The 23,239-nt window shown below is 72.4% G+C and carries 21 protein-coding genes and 1 riboswitch; of the genes, 14 read left to right on the top strand and 7 right to left on the bottom strand.

Annotated elements, in window-relative coordinates:
- The first annotated feature begins 183 nt into the window (after positions 1-183).
- From A6A06_RS31160 to A6A06_RS31145, 4 genes are all read left to right on the top strand, one after another.
- Positions 184-870, top strand: a complete 687-nt coding sequence (locus A6A06_RS31160) for a response regulator transcription factor (protein WP_073766051.1) — start codon at positions 184-186, stop codon at positions 868-870.
- 38 nt (positions 871-908) lie between these two features.
- Complete coding sequence (locus A6A06_RS31155; protein ID WP_242441029.1) at positions 909-2,306, top strand: sensor histidine kinase; 1,398 nt, start codon at positions 909-911, stop codon at positions 2,304-2,306.
- A 337-nt stretch (positions 2,307-2,643) separates the two neighbouring features.
- Entirely contained in the window at positions 2,644-3,249 is a 606-nt protein-coding gene (locus A6A06_RS31150) for a GNAT family N-acetyltransferase (protein ID WP_073766047.1), read from the top strand.
- 116 nt (positions 3,250-3,365) lie between these two features.
- Positions 3,366-5,573, top strand: coding sequence for an MFS transporter (locus A6A06_RS31145; protein ID WP_079194460.1), 2,208 nt, complete (start codon positions 3,366-3,368; stop codon positions 5,571-5,573).
- 122 nt (positions 5,574-5,695) lie between these two features.
- Here A6A06_RS31145 and A6A06_RS31140 read toward each other — a convergent pair whose 3' ends face one another.
- On the bottom strand, positions 5,696-6,229 hold the full coding sequence (locus tag A6A06_RS31140; protein WP_073765660.1) for a DUF6344 domain-containing protein: 534 nt from the start codon (positions 6,227-6,229) through the stop codon (positions 5,696-5,698).
- 349 nt (positions 6,230-6,578) lie between these two features.
- Here A6A06_RS31140 and A6A06_RS31135 point away from each other — a divergent pair, with 349 nt between their 5' ends.
- Together A6A06_RS31135 and A6A06_RS31130 are read left to right on the top strand one after the other, a co-directional pair.
- The gene (locus A6A06_RS31135) at positions 6,579-7,961 is read left to right on the top strand and encodes an alkaline phosphatase (RefSeq protein ID WP_073765658.1); all 1,383 of its coding nucleotides are present in this window, start codon (positions 6,579-6,581) and stop codon (positions 7,959-7,961) included.
- A 385-nt stretch (positions 7,962-8,346) separates the two neighbouring features.
- The gene (locus A6A06_RS31130) at positions 8,347-8,802 is read left to right on the top strand and encodes a tellurite resistance TerB family protein (protein WP_073765656.1); all 456 of its coding nucleotides are present in this window, start codon (positions 8,347-8,349) and stop codon (positions 8,800-8,802) included.
- A gap of 150 nt (positions 8,803-8,952) precedes the next feature.
- Here A6A06_RS31130 and A6A06_RS31125 read toward each other — a convergent pair whose 3' ends face one another.
- Positions 8,953-9,528, bottom strand: coding sequence for a TerD family protein (locus A6A06_RS31125; RefSeq protein WP_073765654.1), 576 nt, complete (start codon positions 9,526-9,528; stop codon positions 8,953-8,955).
- Between the two features lie 169 nt (positions 9,529-9,697).
- Between A6A06_RS31125 and A6A06_RS31120 the strand changes: the two genes are divergently transcribed.
- From A6A06_RS31120 to A6A06_RS31105, 4 genes are all read left to right on the top strand, one after another.
- Positions 9,698-10,129, top strand: coding sequence for a BlaI/MecI/CopY family transcriptional regulator (locus A6A06_RS31120; RefSeq protein ID WP_073765652.1), 432 nt, complete (start codon positions 9,698-9,700; stop codon positions 10,127-10,129).
- A gap of 7 nt (positions 10,130-10,136) precedes the next feature.
- Entirely contained in the window at positions 10,137-11,102 is a 966-nt protein-coding gene (locus tag A6A06_RS31115) for a M56 family metallopeptidase (RefSeq protein ID WP_073765650.1), read from the top strand.
- 134 nt (positions 11,103-11,236) lie between these two features.
- Positions 11,237-11,491, top strand: coding sequence for a hypothetical protein (locus tag A6A06_RS31110; protein ID WP_242441028.1), 255 nt, complete (start codon positions 11,237-11,239; stop codon positions 11,489-11,491).
- A 191-nt stretch (positions 11,492-11,682) separates the two neighbouring features.
- Positions 11,683-13,017: an LCP family protein gene (locus tag A6A06_RS31105; protein ID WP_073766043.1), complete on the top strand. Its 1,335-nt coding sequence runs from the start codon at positions 11,683-11,685 to the stop codon at positions 13,015-13,017.
- 86 nt (positions 13,018-13,103) lie between these two features.
- On the opposite strand, the gene cobN is transcribed toward A6A06_RS31105, so the two are convergent.
- Entirely contained in the window at positions 13,104-16,778 is a 3,675-nt protein-coding gene (gene cobN / locus A6A06_RS31100; RefSeq protein WP_073765646.1) for a cobaltochelatase subunit CobN, read from the bottom strand.
- A 38-nt stretch (positions 16,779-16,816) separates the two neighbouring features.
- Positions 16,817-16,964, bottom strand: a riboswitch (cobalamin riboswitch).
- Between the two features lie 60 nt (positions 16,965-17,024).
- On the opposite strand from cobN, the gene cobG reads away from it, so the two are divergent.
- The 3 genes from cobG (at position 17,025) to cobJ (ending at position 20,672) form a co-directional block, all read left to right on the top strand.
- On the top strand, positions 17,025-18,428 hold the full coding sequence (cobG, locus tag A6A06_RS31095; RefSeq protein WP_443333804.1) for a precorrin-3B synthase: 1,404 nt from the start codon (positions 17,025-17,027) through the stop codon (positions 18,426-18,428).
- 19 nt (positions 18,429-18,447) lie between these two features.
- Positions 18,448-19,080 (top strand): precorrin-8X methylmutase, encoded by a 633-nt coding sequence (locus tag A6A06_RS31090; RefSeq protein ID WP_073765642.1) that lies wholly within the window; start codon positions 18,448-18,450, stop codon positions 19,078-19,080.
- A gap of 110 nt (positions 19,081-19,190) precedes the next feature.
- Positions 19,191-20,672, top strand: a complete 1,482-nt coding sequence (gene cobJ, locus A6A06_RS31085) for a precorrin-3B C(17)-methyltransferase (protein ID WP_073766041.1) — start codon at positions 19,191-19,193, stop codon at positions 20,670-20,672.
- A 49-nt stretch (positions 20,673-20,721) separates the two neighbouring features.
- On the opposite strand, the gene A6A06_RS31080 is transcribed toward cobJ, so the two are convergent.
- From A6A06_RS31080 to A6A06_RS31070, 3 genes are all read right to left on the bottom strand, one after another.
- Complete coding sequence (locus A6A06_RS31080) at positions 20,722-20,931, bottom strand: DUF397 domain-containing protein (protein ID WP_073765640.1); 210 nt, start codon at positions 20,929-20,931, stop codon at positions 20,722-20,724.
- A gap of 163 nt (positions 20,932-21,094) precedes the next feature.
- Positions 21,095-21,304 (bottom strand): DUF397 domain-containing protein, encoded by a 210-nt coding sequence (locus A6A06_RS31075; RefSeq protein ID WP_073765638.1) that lies wholly within the window; start codon positions 21,302-21,304, stop codon positions 21,095-21,097.
- On the bottom strand, positions 21,301-22,122 hold the full coding sequence (locus A6A06_RS31070; RefSeq protein ID WP_073765636.1) for a helix-turn-helix domain-containing protein: 822 nt from the start codon (positions 22,120-22,122) through the stop codon (positions 21,301-21,303). The genes A6A06_RS31075 and A6A06_RS31070 overlap by 4 nt, the downstream gene beginning before the upstream one ends.
- A 130-nt stretch (positions 22,123-22,252) precedes the next feature.
- On the opposite strand from A6A06_RS31070, the gene A6A06_RS31065 reads away from it, so the two are divergent.
- The gene (locus A6A06_RS31065) at positions 22,253-22,480 is read left to right on the top strand and encodes a hypothetical protein (RefSeq protein ID WP_073765634.1); all 228 of its coding nucleotides are present in this window, start codon (positions 22,253-22,255) and stop codon (positions 22,478-22,480) included.
- 442 nt (positions 22,481-22,922) lie between these two features.
- Here the strand turns inward: A6A06_RS31065 and A6A06_RS31060 are convergent, their stop codons facing one another.
- Entirely contained in the window at positions 22,923-23,237 is a 315-nt protein-coding gene (locus tag A6A06_RS31060) for a hypothetical protein (protein WP_073765632.1), read from the bottom strand.
- Positions 23,238-23,239 lie beyond the last annotated feature (2 nt).

Below are 23,239 nucleotides of genomic sequence, written 5' to 3'. Positions count from 1 at the left end.
TCGGGTCCCGGCGCACCACCGGCAGGAGCGGGACTTGGAGAAGTACGACGGTGGTTTGCCGGATACCGCCCCATTTCGCCGTCCTGCCCCTGGGTTGTCAGAGGCGGGCGGTAAGGTCCGGACCGTAGAGGCGCTGTGTACGGGGGCGGCGCCCACGAACGGCTGCCGCGGGGGAGGCCCATGATGCGCGTCGTCCTCGGCGAAGACCTGTTCCTCCTGAGGGAGGGCATGGAACATCTGCTGACGGCCCACGGCTGTACGGTCGTCGCGTCCGTCGGCACCGCGCCCGAGCTGCTCCGCGCGCTGCTCGACGAGCGGCCCGACGTGGCCGTCGTCGACGTACGGTTACCGCCGTCCTTCTCGGACGAGGGCATCCAGGTCGCGCTGGAGGCCCGCCGCCGCGTCCCCGGGCTGCCCGTCCTGGTCCTGTCGCAGTACGTGGAGCAGCTCTACGCCCGCGAACTCCTCGCCGACGGGGCCGGGTCGGTCGGCTATCTGCTCAAGGACCGGGTGCTGGACACCGCCCAGTTCATCGAGGCGCTCCGCCGCGTCGCGGGCGGCGGCACGGCCATGGACCCCAAGGTCGTCGAACGCCTGCTGCACAGCGGATCGCGCCGCGAGCCCCTGGAGCGCCTCACCCCGCGCGAGCTGGAGGTGCTGGGCCTGATGGCGGAGGGCAGGTCGAACGCCGCCATCGCCGGGTCGCTGTGCGTCACGGACAAAGCGATCGACAAGCACATCAACAACATCTTCAGCAAGCTCCAGTTGCTGCCGTCCAAGGTCGACAACCGCCGGGTGCAGGCGGTCCTGGCGTATCTGACGTACGTACCGGCGCACCGGCCCGACCTCGCCCGCCCGGCCCGGGAGTAGGGCTAACACCACTGATTTCCGGCGCCGCACGCCGGACGATGGAGGCGTACGCGTACGACGCCGCGCACTGCCCCGCACCGGGCACCGACCGCGAACGCCCCGCACCGGGCACCGACACGGAGACGAGTGAGATGACCGACGGTTCGAAGAGCGACGTTCAGGACGCGCGCCAGGGACGCGACTGGTTCACCGCCGGGTGGCTGGCCATGGGGCGCGGCCTGGGCATGTTCTTCCTCGGCCTGTCGGCCGTGCTCCTCGCCTGGATCGCCGTCGTCGGCATGTCCCTGACGCTCCTCGGCGTCGGCCTCTTCCTCGTACCCGGCCTGATCGCGGTGCTGCGCCGGTCCGCCGACACCCAACGGCGCCTGACCCGGAAGTCCGGTGTGCCGATCGCCGCGCCGTACCGGCCCGCGCCGCCCCCGGAGGGCGGCTGGAAGGGTGCCTGGCGCCGGTGCGAAGCGGTCTTCACCGACAGCGCGACCTGGCGCGACCTGCTGTGGGCCCAGTGCGCCGTCACCGTGACCGGCCTCTTGGCGCTCCTGCCGTTCGCGATGCTCGTCCACGGCCTGTTCGGGATGGCGCTGCCGTTCATCTGGGAGCCGGTGACCGGCGCCTGGGACGGCACCTGGTACCTGTTCGTGCCCGTACGCGGGCAGGACACCGCCTGGATGGCCGGCGGCCTCGGGCTGGCCGAGATACCCGTCGGCCTGCTGATCGCCCCGTACGTGCTGCGCCTGCACGCCCGCATCACCCGCTCCCTGCTGGCGCCCACCGCCAAGGCCGCGATGGGCTCGCGCGTGGAGCACCTGGCCCGCACCCGCACCGACGTCGTCGACGCGTCCGCCGCCGAGATCCGCCGTATCGAGCGCGATCTGCACGACGGCGCGCAGGCCCGGCTGCTGGCCATGGGCATGAAGCTGGGCGCCGCCGAATCGCTCCTGGACGACAACCCCGAAGCCGTCCGCACGCTGCTCGCCGAGACCCGCGACGCCTCCGTGCGCGCCCTGGAGGAACTGCGCGACCTGGTACGGGGCATCCACCCGCCGGTGCTCGCCGACCGCGGCCTCGTGGACGCCGTCCGCTCGCTCGCGCTGGAGAGCCGCCTCCAGGTCCAGGTGACCGCGGACCTGCCGTCCCGCCCGGAGCCGGCCGTGGAGTCCGCCGCGTACTTCGCCGTGTGCGAGCTGCTCGCCAACGCCACCAAGCACTCCGGGGCCCGCCGCGTGCTGATCGACATCCGGTACCGGGCCGACACGCTGGCCGTGAGCGTCACCGACGACGGCAACGGCGGCGCGGGACTGGAGTCCGGCAGCGGACTCCAGGGCGTCCAGCGGCGGCTGGCCGCCTTCGACGGCACGCTCGGCATCAGCAGCCCGGCGGGCGGCCCGACGGTCGTCAGCCTCCAGGTCCCCTGCCATCTGACGGTCGCGTCCTGAGCCACGGCGGGCGGCGGAGCCGGGGGCTCGATGCCCGCGACCCGGGCCGGGGGCCTGATGCCGGGGGCCCGGGGCTCGATGCCGGGGCCCGGGGGCTCGATGCCCGGGGCCTGTAACCAGCCCTCTTCCCTAAAGCCCTTGCCATGCCGCGACCGCGTGTCCTTACCTGAGACATGACCGAACGGCGGTTTCGCCCCTGCCGTATGTCGTGCCGTACGACGTGCCGCGCTTCCAGCCGTACGACACCCCGCACGGCGATCCGTACGGCAGCCCGTACGACACCCCGTACGGCAACCCGTACGACGTGCTCGCCCGCCCTACCGAACCGGTGACCCCCATGCCCACGAGCTGCTCCCCCTCAGTCCGGCCCGCCACCCGTGCGGACCTCCCCCGGATCCTGCGCACGCTGGAGGGCGCGTTCACCGACTACCCGTTGACCCGCCACACCCTCGCGGCCGACGGCCACGCCGACCGCCTGCGCCGCTTCAACGAACTGTTCGTCACCCGCGTCGGCCTGGACCACGGCCGGGTGTGGGTGGCGGACGGCGGTGCCGCGGTGGCCGTGTGGACCACTCCGGAGACCGCGGAGGCGGGTGACGTCTTCGGTGAACTCGGACCGCGGTTCGCGGAGATCGCCGGGGACCGGGCCGAGATCTCCGCACAGACCGAGGCCGCCATGGGCGTACACCGCCCCACCGAACCCGTGTGGTTCCTGGGCACGGTGGGTGTCGACCCCGGCCGGCAGGGCCAGGGGCTGGGGGCCGCGGTGATCCGCCCGGGGCTCGAAGCCACCGGGGCGGCGGGGGTGCCCGCCTTCCTGGAGACCTCCGACGCACGCAACGTGCGGTTCTACGAACGCCTCGGCTTCGAGGTGACCGCCGACTACCCGCTCCCCGGCGGCGGCCCCCGTACCTGGGCCATGACACACAAACCGGGCGCCTGACGCGCGCCGAGGCGCCCGGCACCGCCCTTTTAGGGCCGTGACAGGCGGCGTTGGAATGTCGACGGCGACAAAAACGTTCAGGGGGCATCCACTTGCATCCACCGGAGGCCGCACGTATGCCGCAGACGACGGACCAGCGCGCCGGGGAACCGGCGCCCACCGCCGCCCATCCCCTGCCCGACCCCACCGAATCAGCCGCCCCCGAAGCGTCCCAGGGGGCCCGGCGGGCCGGGAGCGGCGCCGTCGTCCCCGTACTCGCCTTCGCCGGCATCGTCGTCGCCGTCATGCAGACGATGCTCGTACCCGTCATCAAGGACCTGCCGACGCTCCTGGCCACCGCCCCGAGCAACGCCACCTGGATCATGACGGCCACCCTGCTCACCGGTGCCGTCGCGACGCCCATCATGGGCCGGCTCGGCGATCTCTACGGCAAGCGCCGGATGCTGCTGACGAGCCTTGCCTTCATGGTCGTCGGGTCGCTGATCTGCGGCTTCACCGTTGACATGACCACGATGCTGGTGGGCAGGGCGCTCCAGGGCTTCGCCATGGGCGCCATCCCGCTCGGCATCGGCATCATGCGCGACGAGCTGCCGCGCGAACGCCTCGGCTCGGCCATGGCGCTGATGAGCTCCTCCATCGGCGTCGGCGGCGGCCTCGCGCTGCCCGCCGCGTCCCTGGTCGCCCAGCAGGCCGACTGGCACGCGCTGTTCTTCGGCTCCGCGGGCCTGGGCGTGCTGGCCATGCTGCTCAGCGTCGCCTTCGTCCCCGAGACCTCCGTACGGGCCACCGGCCGGTTCGACGTCATCGGCGCGATCGGACTGACCCTCGGACTGATCTGCCTGCTGCTGCCGATCACCAAGGGCAGCGACTGGGGCTGGGGTTCGCCGACCACCCTCGGCATGTTCGGTGGCGCGCTCGCCCTCCTGGTCCTGTGGGGCGTCTTCGAACTGCGTGTCTCCGCCCCGCTGGTGGACCTGCGCACCACGGCACGCCGTGAGGTGCTGCTCACCAACCTCACGTCCATCATGGTCGGCGTCGCCTTCTACGCGATCTCCCTCGTCCTGCCGCAGCTCCTCCAGCTGCCGGCGTCCACCGGCTACGGCCTGGGCGAGTCGATGGTGGTGGCGGGCCTGTGCGTGGCGCCGCTCGGCCTGACGATGATGCTCACCGCCCCCGTGTACGCGCGCATATCCGCCCGGCGCGGCCCCAAGGTCACGCTCATGCTGGGCATGCTGATCATCGCCATCGGGTACGGCGCCGGGCTGGGCCTGATGAGCGCCGCCTGGCAGACCGTGATCATCTCGGTGATCGTCGGCGCGGGCATCGGCCTGGCGTACTCCTCCCTGCCCGCCCTGATCGTCGGCGCCGTCGACCCGTCGGAGACCAGCGCCGCCAACGGCCTCAACACCCTGATGCGCTCGATCGGCACGTCCGTGTCCAGCGCGGTCATCGGCATGGTGCTCGCCCACATGTCCATCCCGGCGGGGGCGGTCTCGGTGCCGACCATGGCCGGGTTCCGCACGTCGTTCGCCATCGCCACCGGCGCGGTCGCCGTCGGACTCGTCCTGGCCGCGTTCCTCCCGTCCCAGCGCACGGCGTCCCGGCCGAAGCTGCTCGCGCGGAGCGGTGAGGAGACCGGGGAGTTCGAACTGGTCGGTACGGCGGAGGGCACGGGCGGTACGGGCGGTACGGATTCCGCCCCTGCTTCCGCCCCCATGGCAGACACCGCAGGCGCCACCACGCCCGCGTTCGCGTCCGCTTCCCCGTCCGCTCCCGTCGCTTCACCTCAGCCCGGCACCCGCCGCGTCCACGGCACGCTCCTCGGAGGCACCGACGGCACTCCGCTCGACGGCGGACGCGTCGTACTCACCGACGCACTCGGCACGGTCGTGGCCACCACGACGGCTGATGCGCACGGTACGTGGGAGCTGACCGCACTCCCGCCGGGGGATTTCACCCTCGTCCTGAGCGCCGACGACCACCGGCCGCAGGCCCGCTCGTTCATGGCTTCTGCCACACCCGCACGGCAGGATGCCCGGCTCTCCCCGGAGGCCGCGGTCCGCGGCACCGTGAAGGGTCCGCACGGACGCCCGCTGCCGGACGCCGCTGTCACTCTCCAGGAGCAGGACGGCTCCGTCGCCGTCCATACCGTGACCGGCCCGGACGGCACCTTCGCCTTCACCGGTCTCGCGGGCGGCGCCTACACCCTGACGGCTGCCGGCTACCCGCCGCACGCCGATCGGGTCACGCTCACCACCGGTGACCGGGAGTGCCGCCTCGATCTCGACCTCACCCACGAGGCCGCCACGAGGCCACTGCCGTAAGGAAGCCACGGCCGTAAGCAGGCCACTGCCGTAAGCAGGCCACTGCCGTAAGCCGGTCGGTACCGGAACACCGGTACCCGGTGCGTCCTCGTCCTCCTGCGCCTGCGCTTGCGCGAAGCGGCTCAGGCAGGGCAGAGGTCGGGCCGACGGGCGGCGGGCACCACGGCGCGGGCCGCCGGCACCGACGCGGTGCGGACCGGCGGTGCGCCCACGGGTCCGGTGTACGGGGCGTCGAAGGCGTCGTTCTGTACGCAGCGGGAGCTGGGCGCGGCGCCGTGCGCCTCGGCGCGGATGCGCTGCTTCATCGTCGGCGGCAGGGTCCGCCCGTACGGCATCCGAGGTGCGGCGAACATCGGCGCGGCAGGCGGCGCGCAGCCGAAGCCGTGGCCGTCGTCCGGGCTTTCGGGGGCGTTCCACGCCTCGTCCGTCATGCTGCCGGGCGGTGCGGCCGCAGCTCTCCCCCCTCCGGCGGCGCAGGCTCCGGCGGCGGCGAACGCCGCGGCCGTGCGGTGCGTCTCCCCCTCGGCCGCGGCGGTGGCCGGGCCGGGGATCGTCGCCGGTGTCGTGGCGGAGGTGCGGAATCCCAGTGCGGCGAAGAACTTGACGATGACGACGGCGAACGCTGTCCAGAGTTGCGTGATCTTGGTGGTGGCCATGATCCCTCTCTTTGCTGCTCGGTCCTGCGGTGGTTCCGTGGTTCCGTGGCCCTCGGGGCGGCGCCGCGGTGAAGCGGTGCCACAGCGCCGCTGAGACGCTTGTCCCGATGACCGATTTGCGTACTTTCCTCATGATGGGTAGACGCCCCGGGAACACGAGGACCCGCGACCGCGATTCGCCGTTCTTCTGATGAACACCACCCGGTCGGCCGAACCGGCCCGCCCCCGCACCGAGCCCCCCGTTGAGGTGGCGGCGGCCAAGACGCCGTGTGGTGGTCACCCGGCATTCACCGTGGGCTGGTGAGCTTCGCTGCGTCGGCATCCGGCCGGCGTACGAAGAGGAGAACTCATGCGAAGACTGCGCCTGTCCCGCCGCGGCGTCATCACCGGTGCCGCCGTGGTGCTCGCCACCGCCGCGGCCGTGCCCGCGGGGGCTGCCGCGTTCGGGTCCGAGGACCAGGCGGAGCGGGCGGTCCGGGGCGGGGCGGCGAAGAACGTCATCCTGCTGATCGGCGACGGGATGGGCGACAGCGAGATCACCCTCGCGCGGGACTACACCGTGGGCGCCGCGGGCCGGCTGCACATGGACAAGTTCCCCATGACCGGCGCGTACACCACGTACGCCGTCGACCAGCACAAGAAGCCGGACTACGTCACGGACTCCGCGGCCAGCGGCAGCGGCTGGGCCACCGGCCACAAGACGGTCAACGGCCGGATATCCAAGACGCCGGACACCGACAAGGCGCTGCCGACGATCCTGGAACTGGCGCAGAAGAACGGTTACGCCACCGGCTCCGTCACCACCGCCGAGCTGACCGACGCCACCCCGGCCGTGCTCGCCTCGCACGCCACCGACCGCAGCTGCCAGGGCCCGGCCGACATGGCCAAGTGCCCCGCCGACACCATCGCCAAGGGCGGCCCCGGCTCGATCGCCGAGCAGAGCGTGAACCACCGGGTGGACGTGCTCCTCGGCGGCGGCAAGCAGCGCTTCGACCAGAAGATCACCGAAGGTCCGTACAAGGGCCTGACGGTGGCCGAGCAGGCCCGCAAGCTGGGCTACCAGGTCGTCACGGACCGCAACGCCCTCAAGCGCGTCAAGAGCGTCGCGGGCGGCAAGCCGGTGCTCGGCCTCTTCGCGCCGGGCAACGTGCCCGTGGAATGGACCGGCAAGCCCGCCGCCGTCGGCGGTACCGACCCGCAGCGCTGCACGACCTCCAACCCGCAGCGGCCCGCGGGCACGCCCGCCCTGGACGAGCAGGCGGCCAAGGCGATCCAGCTGCTGGAGAAGAAGCAGAAGGCGCAGCGCGGCCACGGCCGGGACAAGGGCTTCTTCCTCCAGGTCGAGGGCGCCTCGATCGACAAGCAGGACCACGCGGCCGACCCCTGCGGGCAGATCGGCGAGACCGCGGCGTTCGACCGCGCGGTGAAGGTGGCCCGGGACTACGCCGCCAAGCACCCCGACACGCTGGTGGTCACCACCGCCGACCACGGCCACTCCAGCCAGATCGTGCCGCTGGAGGCCCAGCCGCCCGGCCTCTCCTCGACACTCGTCACCGACGAGGGCGGCAAGCTGAAGGTCAACTACTCGACGAACACGCCGGGCAAGTCGCAGGAGCACACCGGCACGCAGGTCCGGATCGCCGCGCAGGGCCCGCAGGCGTACCGCGTGCTCGGCGTCACCGACCAGACGCAGCTGTTCTCGACGATCCGCAGCGCCCTGCGACTGCGCTGAGCACCGCGGCCGCGCTGAGCACCGCGGCAGGCACGACCGCCTGAATCACCCGAGGGGGCTTGGGGGAGGACGGGCGCAAGCGGGAGAAACCGAGGGACGGGGAGGGGAACGGGGGCCGGGAGACCCGGGGGGAACGGGGGCCGGGAGACCGGGAAAAAGCGGGGGAATCGGAGGGCCGGGGCAGTCGCCCCGGCCCTCGAACGCGTCCAGCCCGGCCCTCGAACCCGTCCGTCCCCACACGAGCGCACGTGCCCCGAACAGACCCTGCCGGAGCGCCCGGAACCCCGCCCCTCCGCATCGCCTCTACAAGGCTGTAGATTTTGCTTGCGCATTACTCGACCGGCAGCGATGCGCGGCACCACGCGGGAACGACAAGGAGATCCACATGGCTCTGTGGGACCGGATCAAGGATTCCGCCCAGACGATGCAGACCCAGCTCGTCGCGAAGAAGAACGACCTGAAGAGCGGCGCCTTCCGGGACGCGAGCATGGCGATGTGCGCGCTCGTCGCCGCCGCCGACGGGTCCGTCGACCCCTCCGAGCGGCAGCGGGTGGCCCAGCTCATCGCCACCAACGAGGTGCTGCAGAACTTCTCCGCCGACGACCTGCGCCGCCGCTTCGACGAGTACCTCGACAAGCTGACCGCCGACTTCGACTTCGGCAAGGTCGGCCTCATGCAGGAGATCGGCAAGGTGAAGAAGAAGCCGGTCGAGGCGCGTGCCGTCATCCAGATCGGCATCGTCATCGGCGGCGCCGACGGTGACTTCGACAAGACCGAGCAGGCCGTGGTGCGCGAGGTCTGCTACGCGCTGGACATCCCGCCGGCCGAGTTCGACCTCTGAGCGGTTCGACCTCTGAGCGGTTCGACCTCTGACCGGGCCGGCCCCTGACCGGACCGCGTCCGCGTCACACGGCGGCGGGCCCGCGGCACACTCGCCGCGGGCCCGCCGTCGTACCGCTCACTGCCGTACGTACGCGGCCACCGGTACGCGTCAGACGTTGACGCCGAAGTCCGCCGCGATGCCGGCCAGCCCGGACGCGTAGCCCTGGCCGACCGCGCGGAACTTCCACTCCGTGCCGTGCCGGTAGAGCTCGCCGAAGACCATGGCGGTCTCGGTGGAGGCGTCCTCGGTGAGGTCGTAGCGGGCCAGCTCGGCGCCGTCCGCCTGGTTGACCACGCGGATGAACGCGTTGCGGACCTGGCCGAAGCTCTGGCCGCGGCTCTGCGCGTCGTGGATGGACACCGGGAAGACGATCTTGGAGACCTCGGCGGGCACGCCCGCCAGGTTCACGTTGACCGACTCGTCGTCGCCCTCGCCCTCACCGGTGAGGTTGTCGCCGGTGTGCTGCACCGAGCCGTCCGGGCTGGTGAGGTTGTTGTAGAACACGAAGTGCCGGTCCGAGACGACCTTGCCGGACTCGTTGCACAGCAGGGCGCTCGCGTCCAGGTCGTAGTCGGCGCCGGTGGTCGTACGGACGTCCCAGCCGAGGCCCACCGTCACGGCGGTCAGGCCGGGCGCCTCCTTCGACAGCGAGACGTTGCCGCCCTTGGCCAGCGAGACTCCCATGGATGTTCCTCCCGGGTCGGGGTGTGGCCTCCCTGTGTGGCGGGCCACAAAATCTACAGTGCTGTAGAAGATGACGAACGAGGGACAGGACGCGTTCCCGGACCGCTCAGTAGGATGCGGCGACGCCCCCGCCGCGCGGGGCGTGCGGCACGAACGGGAGGCGACGGCAATGAACGGGGACCCCTTCGGCGGCCATCCCGGCGGACGCGACCGCGCACGCCGCCGGGGCCAGGGCGAGCTGGAGGCACAGGTACTGGCCGCGCTGCACCAGGCGCCCGGTCCCGCCACCGCCGCCTGGGTGCAGGACCGCCTCGGCGACGACCTCGCGTACACGACGGTGATGACGATCCTCTCCCGCCTGCACGCCAAGAGAGCCGTCACCCGCGAACGCGTCGGCCGGTCCTACGTGTGGACCCCGGCCGCCGACGAAGCCGGGCTCGCCGCGCTGCGGATGCGCCGTGTCCTGGACAGCGAGTCCGACCGGGACGCCGTCCTGGCCAGCTTCGTCTCGGCGCTCTCCGCCCAGGACGAGCAGCTGCTGCGCACCCTGCTGGACGCCACCGGCGGGGGCCCCGGGGAACCCGAGAGCTCCGGAGACTGACTGACCCATGGGCCTCTTCGTCTTCCTCCCGCTCGTCCTGCCGCTGACCGCGCTGCCGATCGCCCGCCTCGCCGGACAGCACCTGCACCCGCGCGACACCACCCGGCTGCTGACCGCGCTGGCCGTGGTCCTCGGCGTGTGCAGCACGCTCTGCCTGGGGCTGCTGATGGTGGTGGGCACCGCCCAGCTCCCCGGCAATCCGCTGCCCGACGGCTGGTCCGACCCGGAGGTACGCGCCGCGGTACCCATCGCGGAGGTGGCCGGCACGGCGGCCATCGCCGGGCTCGCCGCCGCCCTGACGTCCTGCGCCAGCGAGCTGCGCCGTCACTACCGCGTCCGTTCCCGTACGCACCGCGCGCTGGACGGACTGCCGTCCGGCACGGAACTGGCGGTACTGGCCGACGACGCCCCGTACGCCTACGCCGTACCCGGCCTGCCCGCCCGCCCCGGCAAGCCCGCGCGGCCCGGCCGGATCGCGGTCTCCCGCGGCATGCTGCGCAGCCTGGACAGCGACGAGCGCCGCGCCCTGTTCGCGCACGAGCGTGCCCACCTGACGGAACGCCACCACCGCTTCCAGCTCGCCGTACGGCTGGCGGGCTGCGCGAACCCCCTGCTGCTGCCGCTGCGCACGGCGGTCGCCTTCAGCGCCGAGCGCTGGGCCGACGAGGAAGCGGCGCGGACCGTCGGCGACCGGCGGCTGACCGCGCGGGCCGTGGGCAAGGCCGCGCTGGTCTCCCGGCCCACGCCCGGCCCGCTGCTGGCGGGCTTCGCCGCCCCCGCGCCGGGCCCCGTGCCGCGCCGGGTGGCGGCGCTCCTGGACCCCGTGCCCCCGGCCCGCAGCTGGCCCCCCGCCCTCACCCCGGCGGGCCTGGCCGCCCTGGTCGCCGCCGCGGGCACGGCCGCCTCGGCGCTCTCCGCGCTGAACGCGGCGGTGGCCCTCTTCCTCGTCCTCAAAGCGGCCACCCCGCTCTGACCGCCCGCCACCCGCCATCCAACACCCACCACCCTCCATGTGATCTGCCCCACACCCACTTACTTCTACAGTCGTGTAGAGCTGGGCTGTAGAGTGCGCCAAAACGTTCGCAACGGGCGTGGCGGGAGGGGGAGATGACAACGAGGTGCGGACCCCTGCCGACGGGCGGCCCCCCTCCGGAGGCGGAGGTGCAGTGGGTCTACCAGCCGGTGGAGCTGCAACATCCCGACGGCCGGTGGGAATTGGGGCGTATCAGCGCCTGGTGGCGGGACGGGGCAGGCGAACTGTGGTGCAGGTTGCGTACGATGCGCGGCAGCGGCGGCAGTTGCCCGCAGTGGTTTCCGTACGACCCCGACCGGATTCTCGTTCTGCCGAGCGCGGGCATCTGACGCACCAGAAGGACCATGAGAGCGTGCAAGACAGGCAGCGGCCCCGGCGGGGCACACCCTCCGGCCAGGCCGGCACTTCCGTAAGCTCCGGCACCGGCGGCCGTTCCTCCCGCCGGGCCGACCGGTCGGGTTCCGGCCGCGGGCGGCGCGCCGCCGGCTCCGGCCGCGGGCGCAGGCCCGGCAAGGCCCGGATGACCCGGCGCGGACGCATACTCGCCTGGACCGGCGGCATCATCGGCGTCCTGCTGCTGATCACGGCCGGTGTCGGCGGCTGGGTCTACTTCAAGCTGGACGGCAACATCCACGGCGCGGACGTGGGCAGCCGCCTCGGCGGCGACCGCCCCGCCAACCTCAGTCCGGGCTCCAAGAACATCCTCGTCGTCGGGTCGGACAGCCGCGCGGGCGCCAACGCCAAGTACGGCAAGAACCTGGAGACGATGCAGTCGGACACCCTGATGGTGCTGCACATCGCCGCCAACCGGGAGTGGGCCACCGCCCTCTCGTTCCCACGTGACTCCTGGGTGTCCATCCCCTCCTGCGACAGCGGCAACGGCCGGAAGTCCAAGCCCCACCACTTCAAGATCAACGAAGCGTTCACCATCGGCGGCGAGAGCGGTGACGTCGCCAACGCGGCGGCCTGCACGATCAAGACCGTCGAGAAGAACACCGGGCTGCGCATCGACCACTTCACCTCGGTCGACTTCCAGGGCTTCAAGGGGATGGTCAACGCGCTGGGCGGCATAGAGGTGTGCCCGAAGACCGCGATCCACGACAAGAAGGCGCACCTCGACATGGAGGCGGGCTGCCAGAACGTCCAGGACGAGAAGGCGCTCGGCTACGTCCGTACCCGCTACAGCGTCGGCGACGGCTCCGACCTCGGCCGCATCGCCCGCCAGCAGGAGTTCATGAAGGCGCTCGGCGAGAAGGCGCAGTCCAAGCTGGCCAGCCCCGGCGCGCTGTACGACTTCCTCGACTCGGCCACCAAGTCGATCACCACCGACGAGGACCTGGCGGGCATCAAGCCGCTGTCCGAACTGGCCTCCACCGTCAAGGACATCCCCAGCGACCGGCTCACCTTCCTGACCGTGCCGAACTACTCGCGCGAGGCGGACGTGCCCACCGACAAGGCGAACGTGGTGTGGCAGTACCCGCAGGCCGGTGACCTCTTCAGCGACCTGGCGCACGACAAGGAAGTCGACAAGGACAAGGTGGCCGCCGCGGCCAAGAACCTCGTCACGGCGCGGTCGGTGAAGGTCCGGGTCCTCAACGGCACCGGGAAGACCGGCTACGCGGCCGAGGTGGCGGCAGCCCTGCGCAAGCTGGGCTTCACGGTCGTCTCCACCGACAACGCGCCCCCCGGCACCAACGAGACGGCCATCACCTACCCGGCGTCGCTGGAGGCGCAAGCGAAGGTGCTCTCGGCCCGGCTGGCGGGCGTGAAGACCGAGAAGTCGCCGGACGCGACGGCCGCCAACCCCGGCGTGGTGACGCTGACGGTCGGCGAGGGGTTCAGCACGACGGGCTGAACCCGGGCCCCAGGGCCGTACGAACGACGGAGCGCCGGCCGGGCTGAACAGTCAGCCCGGCCGGCGCTCCGTCGTGGTCCGGGACCTCAGCCCTTGTCCTCCAGATCGCCCTCGGTCTCCAGGAACGCCTCCCGGAGCGCCGCCAGGGTCTCCTTGTCCGGCTCGGCCCACATGCCGCGCGACTCCGCCTCCAGGAGGCGTTCGGCGATGCCGTGCAGGGCCCAGGGGTTGGCCTCCTGGAGGAACGCGCGGTTCTCCGGGTCCAGGACGTAGGTCTGGGCGAGCTTGTCGTACATCCAGTCGGCGACGACGCCGGTCGTGGCGTCGTACCCGAACAGGTAGTCGACCGTCGCGGCGAGCTCGAAGGCGCCCTTGTAGCCGTGGCGGCGCATCGCCTCGATCCAGCGCGGGTTGACCACGCGGGCGCGGAAGACGCGGGAGGTCTCCTCCACCAGCGTGCGGGTGCGGACCGTCTCCGGGCGGGTCGAGTCGCCGATGTACGCCTCGGGCGCGGTGCCCTTGAGCGCGCGCACCGTCGCGACCATGCCGCCGTGGTACTGGAAGTAGTCGTCCGAGTCGGCGATGTCGTGTTCGCGGGTGTCGGTGTTCTTCGCCGCCACCGCGATCCGCTTGTACGCGGTCTCCATCTCCTCGCGCGCCGGGCAGCCCTCCAGGCCGCGCCCGTACGCGTAACCGCCCCACACCGTGTAGACCTCGGCGAGGTCGGCGTCGGTGCGCCAGTCACGCGAGTCGATGAGCTGGAGCAGGCCCGCGCCGTACGTCCCCGGGCGGGAGCCGAAGATGCGGGTGGTGGCGCGGCGCTCGTCGCCGTGCGCGGCGAGGTCGGCCTGGGCGTGCGCGCGGACGTAGTTGACGTCGGCGGGCTCGTCGAGTCCGGCGGCGAGCCGTACGGCGTCGTCCAGCAGGCCGATGACGTGCGGGAACGCGTCGCGGAAGAAGCCGGAGATGCGCAGCGTCACATCGACGCGCGGACGCCCCAGTTCGTCGGCGGGGATCGGCTCCAGGCCGGTCACGCGGCGCGAGGCGTCGTCCCAGACGGGCCGGACGCCGAGCAGCGCCATCGCTTCGGCCACGTCGTCGCCCGAGGTGCGCATGGCGCTCGTACCCCACAGGGACAGGCCCACGGAGGTCGGCCAGTCGCCGTGGTCGGTGCGGTAGCGCTCCAGGAGCGAGTCGGCGAGCGCCTGGCCGGTCTCCCAGGCCAGCTTGCTCGGTACGGCCTTGGGGTCGACCGAGTAGAAGTTGCGGCCGGTCGGCAGGACGTTGACCAGGCCGCGCAGCGGCGAGCCGGACGGGCCCGCCGGGACGAAGCCGCCGGCCAGCGCGTGCACGGCGTGGTCGATCTCGTCGGTGGTGGCGGCGAGGCGCGGCACGACCTCGCGGGCGGCGAAGGCGAGGATGGCAGCCACCGGCTCGCGCTGCGCCTCCGGCAGCCCGGCGGTGACCCGCTCGACGGCCGCCAGGTCCCACTCGGCGTCGTCCATGGCCTGCACCAGGCCGCGGGCCTGCTCCTCGACCGCGTCGGCGGTCGTACGGGTCGCGGCCGACTCGTCCAGGCCCAGCGCCTCGCGCAGGCCCGGCAGCGAGGACGTACCGCCCCAGATCTGGCGGGCCCGCAGGATCGCCAGGACGAGGTTGACGCGCGCCTCACCGGCGGGCGCGCCGCCCAGGACGTGCAGCCCGTCGCGGATCTGCGCGTCCTTGACCTCGCACAGCCAGCCGTCGACGTGCAGCAGGAAGTCGTCGAAGCCCTCGTCGTCCGGGCGCTCCTCCAGACCGAGGTCGTGGTGCAGCTTGGCGGCCTGGATCAGCGTCCAGATCTGGGCGCGGATGGCGGGCAGCTTCGCCGGGTCCATGGCGGAGATCGCCGCGTACTCGTCGAGCAGCTGCTCCAGGCGCGCGATGTCGCCGTACGACTCGGCGCGGGCCATCGGCGGCACGAGGTGGTCGACGAGCGTGGCGTGCACCCGGCGCTTGGCCTGGGTGCCCTCGCCCGGGTCGTTGACCAGGAAGGGGTAGATCAGCGGCAGGTCGCCGAGGGCCGCGTCCGGGCCGCAGGCGGCGGACAGGCCGGCGTTCTTGCCGGGCAGCCACTCCAGGTTGCCGTGCTTGCCGAGGTGCACCATGGCGTCGGCGCCGAAGCCGCCGTCCTCCTGGGAGGCGGCGATCCAGCGGTAGGCGGCCAGGTAGTGGTGCGAGGGCGGCAGATCGGGGTCGTGGTAGATCGCGATCGGGTTCTCGCCGAAGCCGCGCGGCGGCTGGATGAGGATGAGCAGATTGCCGCGGCGCAGGGCCGCCAGCACGATGTCGCCGTCCGGGTTCCTGCTGCGGTCGACGAACATCTCGCCGGGCGGCGGGCCCCAGTGCTCCTCGACCTGCTCGCGCAGTTCCTGCGGCAGCGTGCCGTACCAGCGCTTGTAGTCGGCGGCCGGGATGCGGACGGGGTTGCGGGCGAGCTGCTCCTCGGTGAGCCACTCCTGGTCGTGGCCGCCGGCCTCGATCAGCGCGTAGATCAGCTCGTCGCCGACGCCGGACTCCAGGCCGGGTACGGGCTCGTCGCCGTAGTCGTACCCCTCCTCCTGAAGGCGGCGCAGCAGGGCGACGGCGCTGGCCGGGGTGTCCAGGCCGACCGCGTTGCCGATGCGCGAGTGCTTGGTCGGGTACGCGGACAGCACCAGCGCCAGGCGCTTGTCGGCGGGCGCGATGTGGCGCAGCCGGGCGTGGCGGACGGCGATGCCGGCGACCCGGGCGGCGCGCTCCGGGTCGGCGACGTACACCGGCAGGCCGTCCTCGTCGGTCTCCTTGAAGGAGAACGGGACGGTGATCAGGCGGCCGTCGAACTCGGGCACCGCGATCTGGCTGGCGGCGTCCAGCGGGGACAGGCCCTCGTCGTTCTCCTCCCAGGCGCTGCGCGGCCCGGTCAGGCACAGGGCCTGGAGGATCGGTACGTCCAGCGCGGCGAGCGCGCCCGCGTCCCAGGACTCGTCGTCACCGCCGGCCGACGCCTCGGCGGGCTTGGTGCCGCCCGCCGCCAGCACGGTCGTCACGATGGCGTCGGCGGCGCGCAGCTCCTCGATCAGGTCGGGCTCGGGGGCGCGCAGCGACGCGACGAAGAGCGGCAGCGGGCGTCCGCCGGCCTCCTCGATCCGCTCGCACAGCGACTCCACGAAGCCGGTGTTGCCGCTCATGTGGTGGGCGCGGTAGTAGAGCACGGCGACCAGCGGGCCGCCGGTCGCGGCGCCGGTGTCGTCCGTACGGGCCACGACCTCCGCGCCCGTACGCGCCTCGGCTGCCAGGTGCTCCGAACGCTCCAGGTGCCCCCAGGAGGGCGCGGCGGCGGGCGGCTCGAAGCCGTGGCCGGTCAGCAGCACGGTGTCGGACAGGAAGCGGGCGAGCTGCTCCAGGTTGGCGGGGCCGCCGTGCGCCAGGTAGGCGTGCGCCTCGGCCGCGATGCCGATGGGGACGGTGGACGCCTCCATGAGCTGCGCGTCCGGCGCCTGTTCGCCGGTGAGCACCACGACGGGCCGGGTCTGGCCGGCGGCGAGGAGCTGGTCCAGGCCCTCCTGCCAGGCCCGCAGACCACCGAGGAGACGGACGACGACCAGGTCGGTGCCGTCGAGGAGCGCGGGCAGCTCGCCGAGGTCGAGCCGGGCGGGGTTGGCGAGCCGGTACGGCACGGGACCGTCGGCCGCACGGGCGCTGAGCAGGTCGGTGTCGGACGTCGACAGCAGCAGGATCATTGCGGCGTCTGGCCTTCCTCGGGGTCCGCGCCCCGGGCGGTGTTCACGGACGGCGGGAGTTTCTGGCTCGCCCGGTGGTGGCCGGGCTCACAGTGGCGGGACCGCTCCGGATTCTCACCGGGCTTCCTCCCTTGGCGCCGTCGCTGGCGTCCGGTGGGCCAGCTGACCCACCGACCTGCATAGTAAGGGCTGCGGCCGGACGGCGGGCGGCGGACCGTCCAGGCCATCGTCGGTATGCTCGCGGCCATGCCGCCCACCCCCGCGATACCCCCGCATCGGGACGAATCCCTCGTACGGGACCGCGGTGACGCCTGCGTACGGGAGCGCGGCGACGCCTGCCCCGGAGCACTGCGCCTGCACTCCGCCGCCGACGGCGCCCTGGCCCGACTCCGCCTCCCCGCAGGCCTCCTGACGTCCCGTCAGGCTCTGTCACTCGCCGAAGCGGCGGACACCCTCGGCGACGGCCACCTCTCCCTCACCTCCCGCGGCAACGCGGAACTGCGCGGCCTGGACGACGCCGACGCCGCACCCCTCGCGGACCTGCTGCGCGCCGCCGGCCTCCTCCCCTCCGACCGCCACGAGCGCGTACGCAACATCGTCGCCTCACCGCTCGCGGGCCTCGACGGCCACGGCGCGCACGACGCCGCCTCCGTCCAGGAATGGGCCCGTGAGCTGGACCTCCTCCTGTGCGCGAGCGCGACGGCCCCGGCCCTCTCCGGCCGCTTCCTCTTCGCACTGGACGACGGACGCGGCGACATGGCCGCGCTCGGCGGCGATGTGACGTTGGTCGCAGAATCCGGCGGCACGGCGCTGCTGCGCATCGGCGACGCCACCGAGGCGCTGCGGCTCCCCGGCTGCGACGCCCCCCGCGCGGCCCTCGCCGCCGCCGAAGCGTTCCTCTCCGTCGCCCAGGAGGCGGGCAACGGCTCCTGGCGCGTACGGGAACTCCCGCCCGGGTACGACGCCGCGGCCGTCCGTGCCCTCCTCCGTACGCGACTCCCGCAGCCGTACGAGACGACCGCGGCCCCGGCGCCCGAACCGCCCCGCCCGCCCCTCCCCGGTGCGCACACCGCCCCCGACGGCACCCGCGCCCTCTCCGTCCTCGCGCCCCTCGGCCGCCTCACCACCGCCCACCTCCGGCGGCTGGCCGCCATCGCCGCCCAGGACGCCTGCGGCGAACTGCGTATGACACCCTGGCGCGGCGTGGTCCTGCCCGGCCTGCCCCCCACGGCGGCCGGACCCCGGCTGCGCGAACTGGCCACGGCCGGACTGGTCACCGACCCGGCCTCCCCCTGGTACGGGCTCGGCGCCTGCACGGGCCGCCCCGGCTGCGCCAAGTCCCTGTCCGACGTACGGGCGGACGCCGTGGCCGCGCTGCACCAGGACGGCACCGGCCCGCACCAGGACGGCACCGGCTCGCCCGCGGACGGCACCGGCCTGCTGCCCGTCCACTGGTCGGGCTGCGCCCGCCGCTGCGGCCATCCGCACGGCGCGTGGGTCGATGTCGTGGCCACCGGCGACGCCTACGAGGTCTCCGTACGGGGCACCCGGCACGCAGCGCCCGCCACGACCACCGTCCCCACGACCGAACCCGGCCGCCTCGCCGACGCCGTCGCGTCGGCCCGCGCGGCCACCCGCACAACGACATGACCGAGGGCTACGAGGCACAGTGAGCGAGTTCGACTACGAGAAGGACGGCGCGGAGATCTACCGCCAGTCCTTCGCCACCATCCGCGCCGAGGCGGACCTCGCGCACCTGCCCGACGACGTCAGCAGGGTCGCCGTCCGCATGATCCACGCCTGCGGCATGACCGACCTCGTACGCGACCTGGCGTACTCCCCGAAGGTCGTCGCCCGCGCGAGCGAGGCACTGCGCGCCGGAGCGCCGATCCTCTGCGACGCGAACATGGTCGCCAGCGGCGTCACCCGCAAACGGCTGCCCGCCGACAACGACGTGATCTGCACCCTCGCCGACCCGTCCGTACCGGACCTGGCCAAGCGCATGGGCACCACCCGCAGCGCCGCCGCCCTCGAACTGTGGCGCGACCGCCTGGACGGCGCGGTGGTCGCCGTCGGCAACGCCCCCACCGCCCTCTTCCGCCTCCTGGAAATGATCGAGGAAGGCGCGCCCCGCCCGGCCGCCGTCATCGGCATCCCGGTCGGCTTCATCGGCGCCGCCGAGTCCAAGGACGCACTGGCCCAGCACCCCGCGGGCCTGGAACACCTGGTGGTACGCGGACGGCGCGGCGGCAGCGCCATGGCCGCGGCAGCGATCAACGCGATAGCGAGCGTGGAAGAGTGACCGAGCAGCACACCACCGACCGCACGGCCGGGCAGCCCTCCCCCGCCCCGGACCGCACAGCCGGACCGTCTTCCTCTCCGGCCGCCCCGGCCTCCCCCGCCCCGGGCCGCCTGTACGGAGTCGGCCTCGGCCCCGGCGACCCGAACCTGATGACGCTGCGCGCCGTCGAGGTCATCTCCGCCGCCGACGTGATCGCGTACCACAGCGCCCGCCACGGCCGCTCGATCGCCCGCTCCATCGCCGAGCGCCACATCCGCCCGGACCACCACGAAGAACCCCTGGTCTACCCGATCACCACCGAGTCGACCGACCACCCCGGCGGCTACCGCGGCGCCCTCGACGACTTCTACACCGAAGCCGCCGCCCGCCTCGCCGCCCACCTCGACGCGGGCCGGACCGTCGCCGTACTGGCCGAGGGCGACCCGCTCTTCTACGGCTCGTACCAGCACATGCACCAGCGCCTCGCCGACCGGTACGAGACCGAGGTCATCCCCGGCGTCACCTCCGTCAGCGCGGCGGCAGCCCGCCTCGGCAAGCCCCTCTGCGAAGCCGACGAGGTCCTCACCATCCTCCCCGGCACCCTGCCCACCGAGGAACTGACCGCCCGCCTCGCCGCCACCGACGCCGCCGTCGTCATGAAGCTCGGCCGCACCTTCCCCTCGGTGCACCAGGCCCTGACCGACTCCGGCCGCCTCCCGGAAGCCGACTACGTCGAACGCGCCACGATGCCCGGGGAGCGCACCGCGCCCCTGACGTCCGTCGACCCGGCCTCCGTCCCCTACTTCTCCGTCGCCGTCGTCCCCAGCCGCATCGCCACCCCGCCCCCCGCTCCGGTCTCCGGCTCGGTCGTGGTCGTCGGCACCGGCCCGGCAGGACCCCGCTGGCTCACCCCCGAATCCCGCGGCGCCCTCGCCTCCGCCACCGACCTCGTCGGCTACACCACCTACCTGGACCGCGTCCCCGAACGCCCCGGCCAGGCCCGCCACGCCTCCGACAACAAGGTCGAGTCCGAACGCGCCGAACTCGCCCTCGACCTGGCCCGCCGCGGCCGCCGGGTCGCGGTCGTCTCCGGCGGCGACCCCGGCATCTTCGCCATGGCCACGGCCGTCCTCGAAGTAGCCGCCCAGCCCGCCTACCGGTCGGTCCCCGTACGCGTCCTCCCCGGCGTCACCGCCGCCAACGCGGCAGCCGCCCGCGTGGGCGCGCCCCTCGGCCACGACTACGCGGTCATCTCCCTCTCCGACCGCCTCAAGCCCTGGGAAGTCATCGCCGCCCGCCTCCACGCCGCCGCCTCCGCCGACCTGGCGATGGCCCTCTACAACCCCGGCTCCCGCACCCGCACCTGGCAGGTCGCCAAGGCCCGCGAACTCCTCCTCGAACACCGCGCCCCCGACACCCCGGTCGTCATGGCCCGCGACGTGGGCGGCCCCACCGAATCCATCCGCGTCGTCCCCCTGACCGACCTCGCCCCCGAGGAGGTCGACATGCGCACCATCCTCCTGATCGGCTCCTCCCAAACGGAGTCGGCACGACGCCCCGGCGACGACAACCGCGAAACGGTGTGGACACCGCGCCGCTACCCGGAGAGCTGACCGCACGCCGGGCGGGCCGATTCCCTCGGCCCGCCGGCCGCGCGCCGAGTCAGAGGCAGCCGCGCCCCTTCAGCCCGCCCATGAAGGCGCCCCACGCCTCGTGGGTGAATATGAGCACCGGGCCGTCCGGGTCCTTGCTGTCCCGTACGGGAAGGACACCGGGGAAGCCATCGGCGACCTCGACGCAGGTCGCGTCACCACCGTTGCTGTAGCTGCTCTTCCGCCACGCGACGGCATGCAGGTCACGACGGTTGTTCATGGGGTACTGGCCTCCATCACCTGTTGGATCAACGCGACCGAATCAGTCAGCGAGAGGGACAAGTCCCTCAACCGATCGCAAGACACGCGGTGTTGGGTCACCTCGGTCATGTCCTCGATCAAATCCCCCGACTTTTCGTCGAGAATGAGACGGGCGGGCCGAGTCAGAGGCAGCCGCGCCCCTTCAGCCCGCCTATGAAGGCGCCCCACGCCTCGTGGGTGAATATGAGCACCGGGCCGTCCGGGTCCTTGCTGTCCCGTACAGGAAGGACACCGGGGAAGCCATCGGCGACCTCGACGCAGGTATTGTCGCCGCCGTTGCTGTGGCTGCTCTTCCGCCACCTGGCAACGCGCACATCGCGACCGGCGTTCATGGGCTACTGGCCTCCATCACCTGTTGGATCAACGCGACCGAGTCAGTCAGCGAGAGGGACATATCCCTCAACCGATCGTAGGACACACGGTGTTGGGTCACCTCGGTCGTGTCCTCGATCAAATCGCCCGACTTGTTGCCTTCGAGATAGGCGACAGCTTTCCCGTCGTCCATCCACAGCAAGGTCAGCGACCCTCCCATCAGGTCGTGTGAGCCTGCGGTGAATGGCAGCACCTGAAGGGCAATGTTGGGCGCCTCAGCCGCTTCCAGGAGGCGGCCGAGCTGGCCGTGCCAGACCCCGGGCCCTGCCATGGGACGTCGAAGGACGGCTTCGTCGAGGATGAAACGCACGATCGGCGCCGGAGTCCGTACCAGCAACTCCTGACGGCCGAGCCGCGCGGCCACCCGGTCTTCCAGCAGAGTCGCGCTGATGGGCGTGGGCGCCGACGACAGCAGTGCCCGTGCGTACTCCTCGGTCTGAAGCAACCCAGGCATGACCGTCAGGTATTTGTGCATGATGACGGCCTTCGCCTCGTACTGCATGAACAGCTTGAACCGGTCGAGGAAGGCGCTGCGGCGCGCCAGTACCCAGAGCCCGACCAGCAGCTTCCCGGTGCCATAGATCCGGTCCAGCGACACCATGACGTCCCGCCTCGACAGGCGCTCACCGTTCTCCAGCCGGTTCAGGTACGTCCGGTCGTATTTGGCTTCATCAGCCAGTTCGCTCAGTGACCTACCGGATACCTCCCGCAGACGGCGCAGCTCACGGGCGAGCACTTCGCGAGCCGACTCCTCCTCATCGGGACCACGTTCATCCACCTCGACCCAACTCCTCCGTTGCCGCACCCAGACGGCAACGGAGCCCCGCTACCGCGCATCCGGCCAGAGCGTAACGATGGGTTCACGCAAAGCACTTGCGTATCCGTCGAGCGTAAAAAGACAGGCGCACATGGCTACGACCGAGCCCACCCGAACCACAAATACGATCAAAAACGCCGAGGAAGCGCGCGACGAACTCCGTACCGCCCTCACCGCCGTCGGCATCAAACTCCCAACCCTGGGCCTGGACACCGCCTCCCTCGCCGGGGGCATCGCCCGCCCGCTCGTGACACTCGGCCGGTGCACCCCCGAAGTGGCCCGCCGCCTCGCCGCCGTACTCCGGACGTGCTCCACGTGACCGACGAAGCCCCCCAGCCCCCGAAGCCGCCTCCACCCCCACCCCCGGACGACACCAACCGCCGCAAAACACTGACGGCGCGCGTCAGAGAAGCCAACCGCTGGAGTGCCTCATGGCCCCGGTAAAACGCGCTTCGCGCGCCGTGGTCCGGCCAGGCACCCCGACGCCACCATGTTTCCCACCCGTATGCGTACCTGGCAGGTCGCCAAGGCCCGCGAACTCCTCCTCGAACACCGCGCCGCTACCCGGAGGGCTGACCGCACGACGGGCGGGCCGGCTTCCCGGCCCGCCCGTACTTCGGCCACTCGACCTCGGCGCCCCGCCCGTTCAGTCCTCGTCCTCAGCCTTCGGCAGGGAGTGGACGAACGCCCTCAGAGTCCGGGGCGCACGCCCTTCTTCCGCCTCGGCTCGTTCCCTGGCCCGCAGGTCCGCGACAACCTGCTCATAGCGCGGGTCGGTCCACTCCACGCAACAGCTCCTGACCGTCGGCACGGGGCAGCGACTGTCCCGGGTTCCTGGGCATGGGGCCGGGCTGCGGAGTCGGTCCGATCGGCAGCGCGTGCCAGCCCTCGTCGACGACACGGGAGGGCGCGATGGCGGCATTCCGGTACCGGGCAGCTGTCGCGACGAACGCCAATGCCTGTACGAGAATGCGCTCCGCCGTAAGCCGCGGCATCCCACGATTGCCGACCGTGATGGTCTCCTTCACGGCCAGGAACTCCGACGCGGGCAACAGCGCGTGAGCAGGATTCTCCATGT

The sequence above is a fragment of the Streptomyces sp. CB02923 genome, from assembly GCF_001905005.1.
Classification (GTDB): domain Bacteria; phylum Actinomycetota; class Actinomycetes; order Streptomycetales; family Streptomycetaceae; genus Streptomyces.
The sequence above is the reverse complement of the archived record's forward strand: the minus strand, read 5'-3'. Positions and strand labels throughout refer to the sequence as shown.

Excerpts from the sequence above, each read along its gene's own strand:
- A6A06_RS31160 (WP_073766051.1), top strand. The coding sequence starts at position 184 with ATGCGCGTCGTCCTCGGCGAAGACCTGTTCCTCCTGAGGGAGGGCATG.
- A6A06_RS31155 (WP_242441029.1), top strand. The coding sequence starts at position 909 with ATGGAGGCGTACGCGTACGACGCCGCGCACTGCCCCGCACCGGGCACC.
- A6A06_RS31150 (WP_073766047.1), top strand. The coding sequence starts at position 2,644 with ATGCCCACGAGCTGCTCCCCCTCAGTCCGGCCCGCCACCCGTGCGGAC.
- A6A06_RS31145 (WP_079194460.1), top strand. The coding sequence starts at position 3,366 with ATGCCGCAGACGACGGACCAGCGCGCCGGGGAACCGGCGCCCACCGCC.
- A6A06_RS31140 (WP_073765660.1), bottom strand. The coding sequence starts at position 6,229 with ATGGCCACCACCAAGATCACGCAACTCTGGACAGCGTTCGCCGTCGTC.
- A6A06_RS31135 (WP_073765658.1), top strand. The coding sequence starts at position 6,579 with ATGCGAAGACTGCGCCTGTCCCGCCGCGGCGTCATCACCGGTGCCGCC.
- A6A06_RS31130 (WP_073765656.1), top strand. The coding sequence starts at position 8,347 with ATGGCTCTGTGGGACCGGATCAAGGATTCCGCCCAGACGATGCAGACC.
- A6A06_RS31125 (WP_073765654.1), bottom strand. The coding sequence starts at position 9,528 with ATGGGAGTCTCGCTGGCCAAGGGCGGCAACGTCTCGCTGTCGAAGGAG.
- A6A06_RS31120 (WP_073765652.1), top strand. The coding sequence starts at position 9,698 with ATGAACGGGGACCCCTTCGGCGGCCATCCCGGCGGACGCGACCGCGCA.
- A6A06_RS31115 (WP_073765650.1), top strand. The coding sequence starts at position 10,137 with ATGGGCCTCTTCGTCTTCCTCCCGCTCGTCCTGCCGCTGACCGCGCTG.
- A6A06_RS31110 (WP_242441028.1), top strand. The coding sequence starts at position 11,237 with ATGACAACGAGGTGCGGACCCCTGCCGACGGGCGGCCCCCCTCCGGAG.
- A6A06_RS31105 (WP_073766043.1), top strand. The coding sequence starts at position 11,683 with ATGACCCGGCGCGGACGCATACTCGCCTGGACCGGCGGCATCATCGGC.
- cobN (WP_073765646.1), bottom strand. The coding sequence starts at position 16,778 with ATGATCCTGCTGCTGTCGACGTCCGACACCGACCTGCTCAGCGCCCGT.
- cobG (WP_443333804.1), top strand. The coding sequence starts at position 17,025 with ATGCCGCCCACCCCCGCGATACCCCCGCATCGGGACGAATCCCTCGTA.
- A6A06_RS31080 (WP_073765640.1), bottom strand. The coding sequence starts at position 20,931 with ATGAACAACCGTCGTGACCTGCATGCCGTCGCGTGGCGGAAGAGCAGC.
- A6A06_RS31075 (WP_073765638.1), bottom strand. The coding sequence starts at position 21,304 with ATGAACGCCGGTCGCGATGTGCGCGTTGCCAGGTGGCGGAAGAGCAGC.
- A6A06_RS31065 (WP_073765634.1), top strand. The coding sequence starts at position 22,253 with ATGGCTACGACCGAGCCCACCCGAACCACAAATACGATCAAAAACGCC.
- A6A06_RS31060 (WP_073765632.1), bottom strand. The coding sequence starts at position 23,237 with ATGGAGAATCCTGCTCACGCGCTGTTGCCCGCGTCGGAGTTCCTGGCC.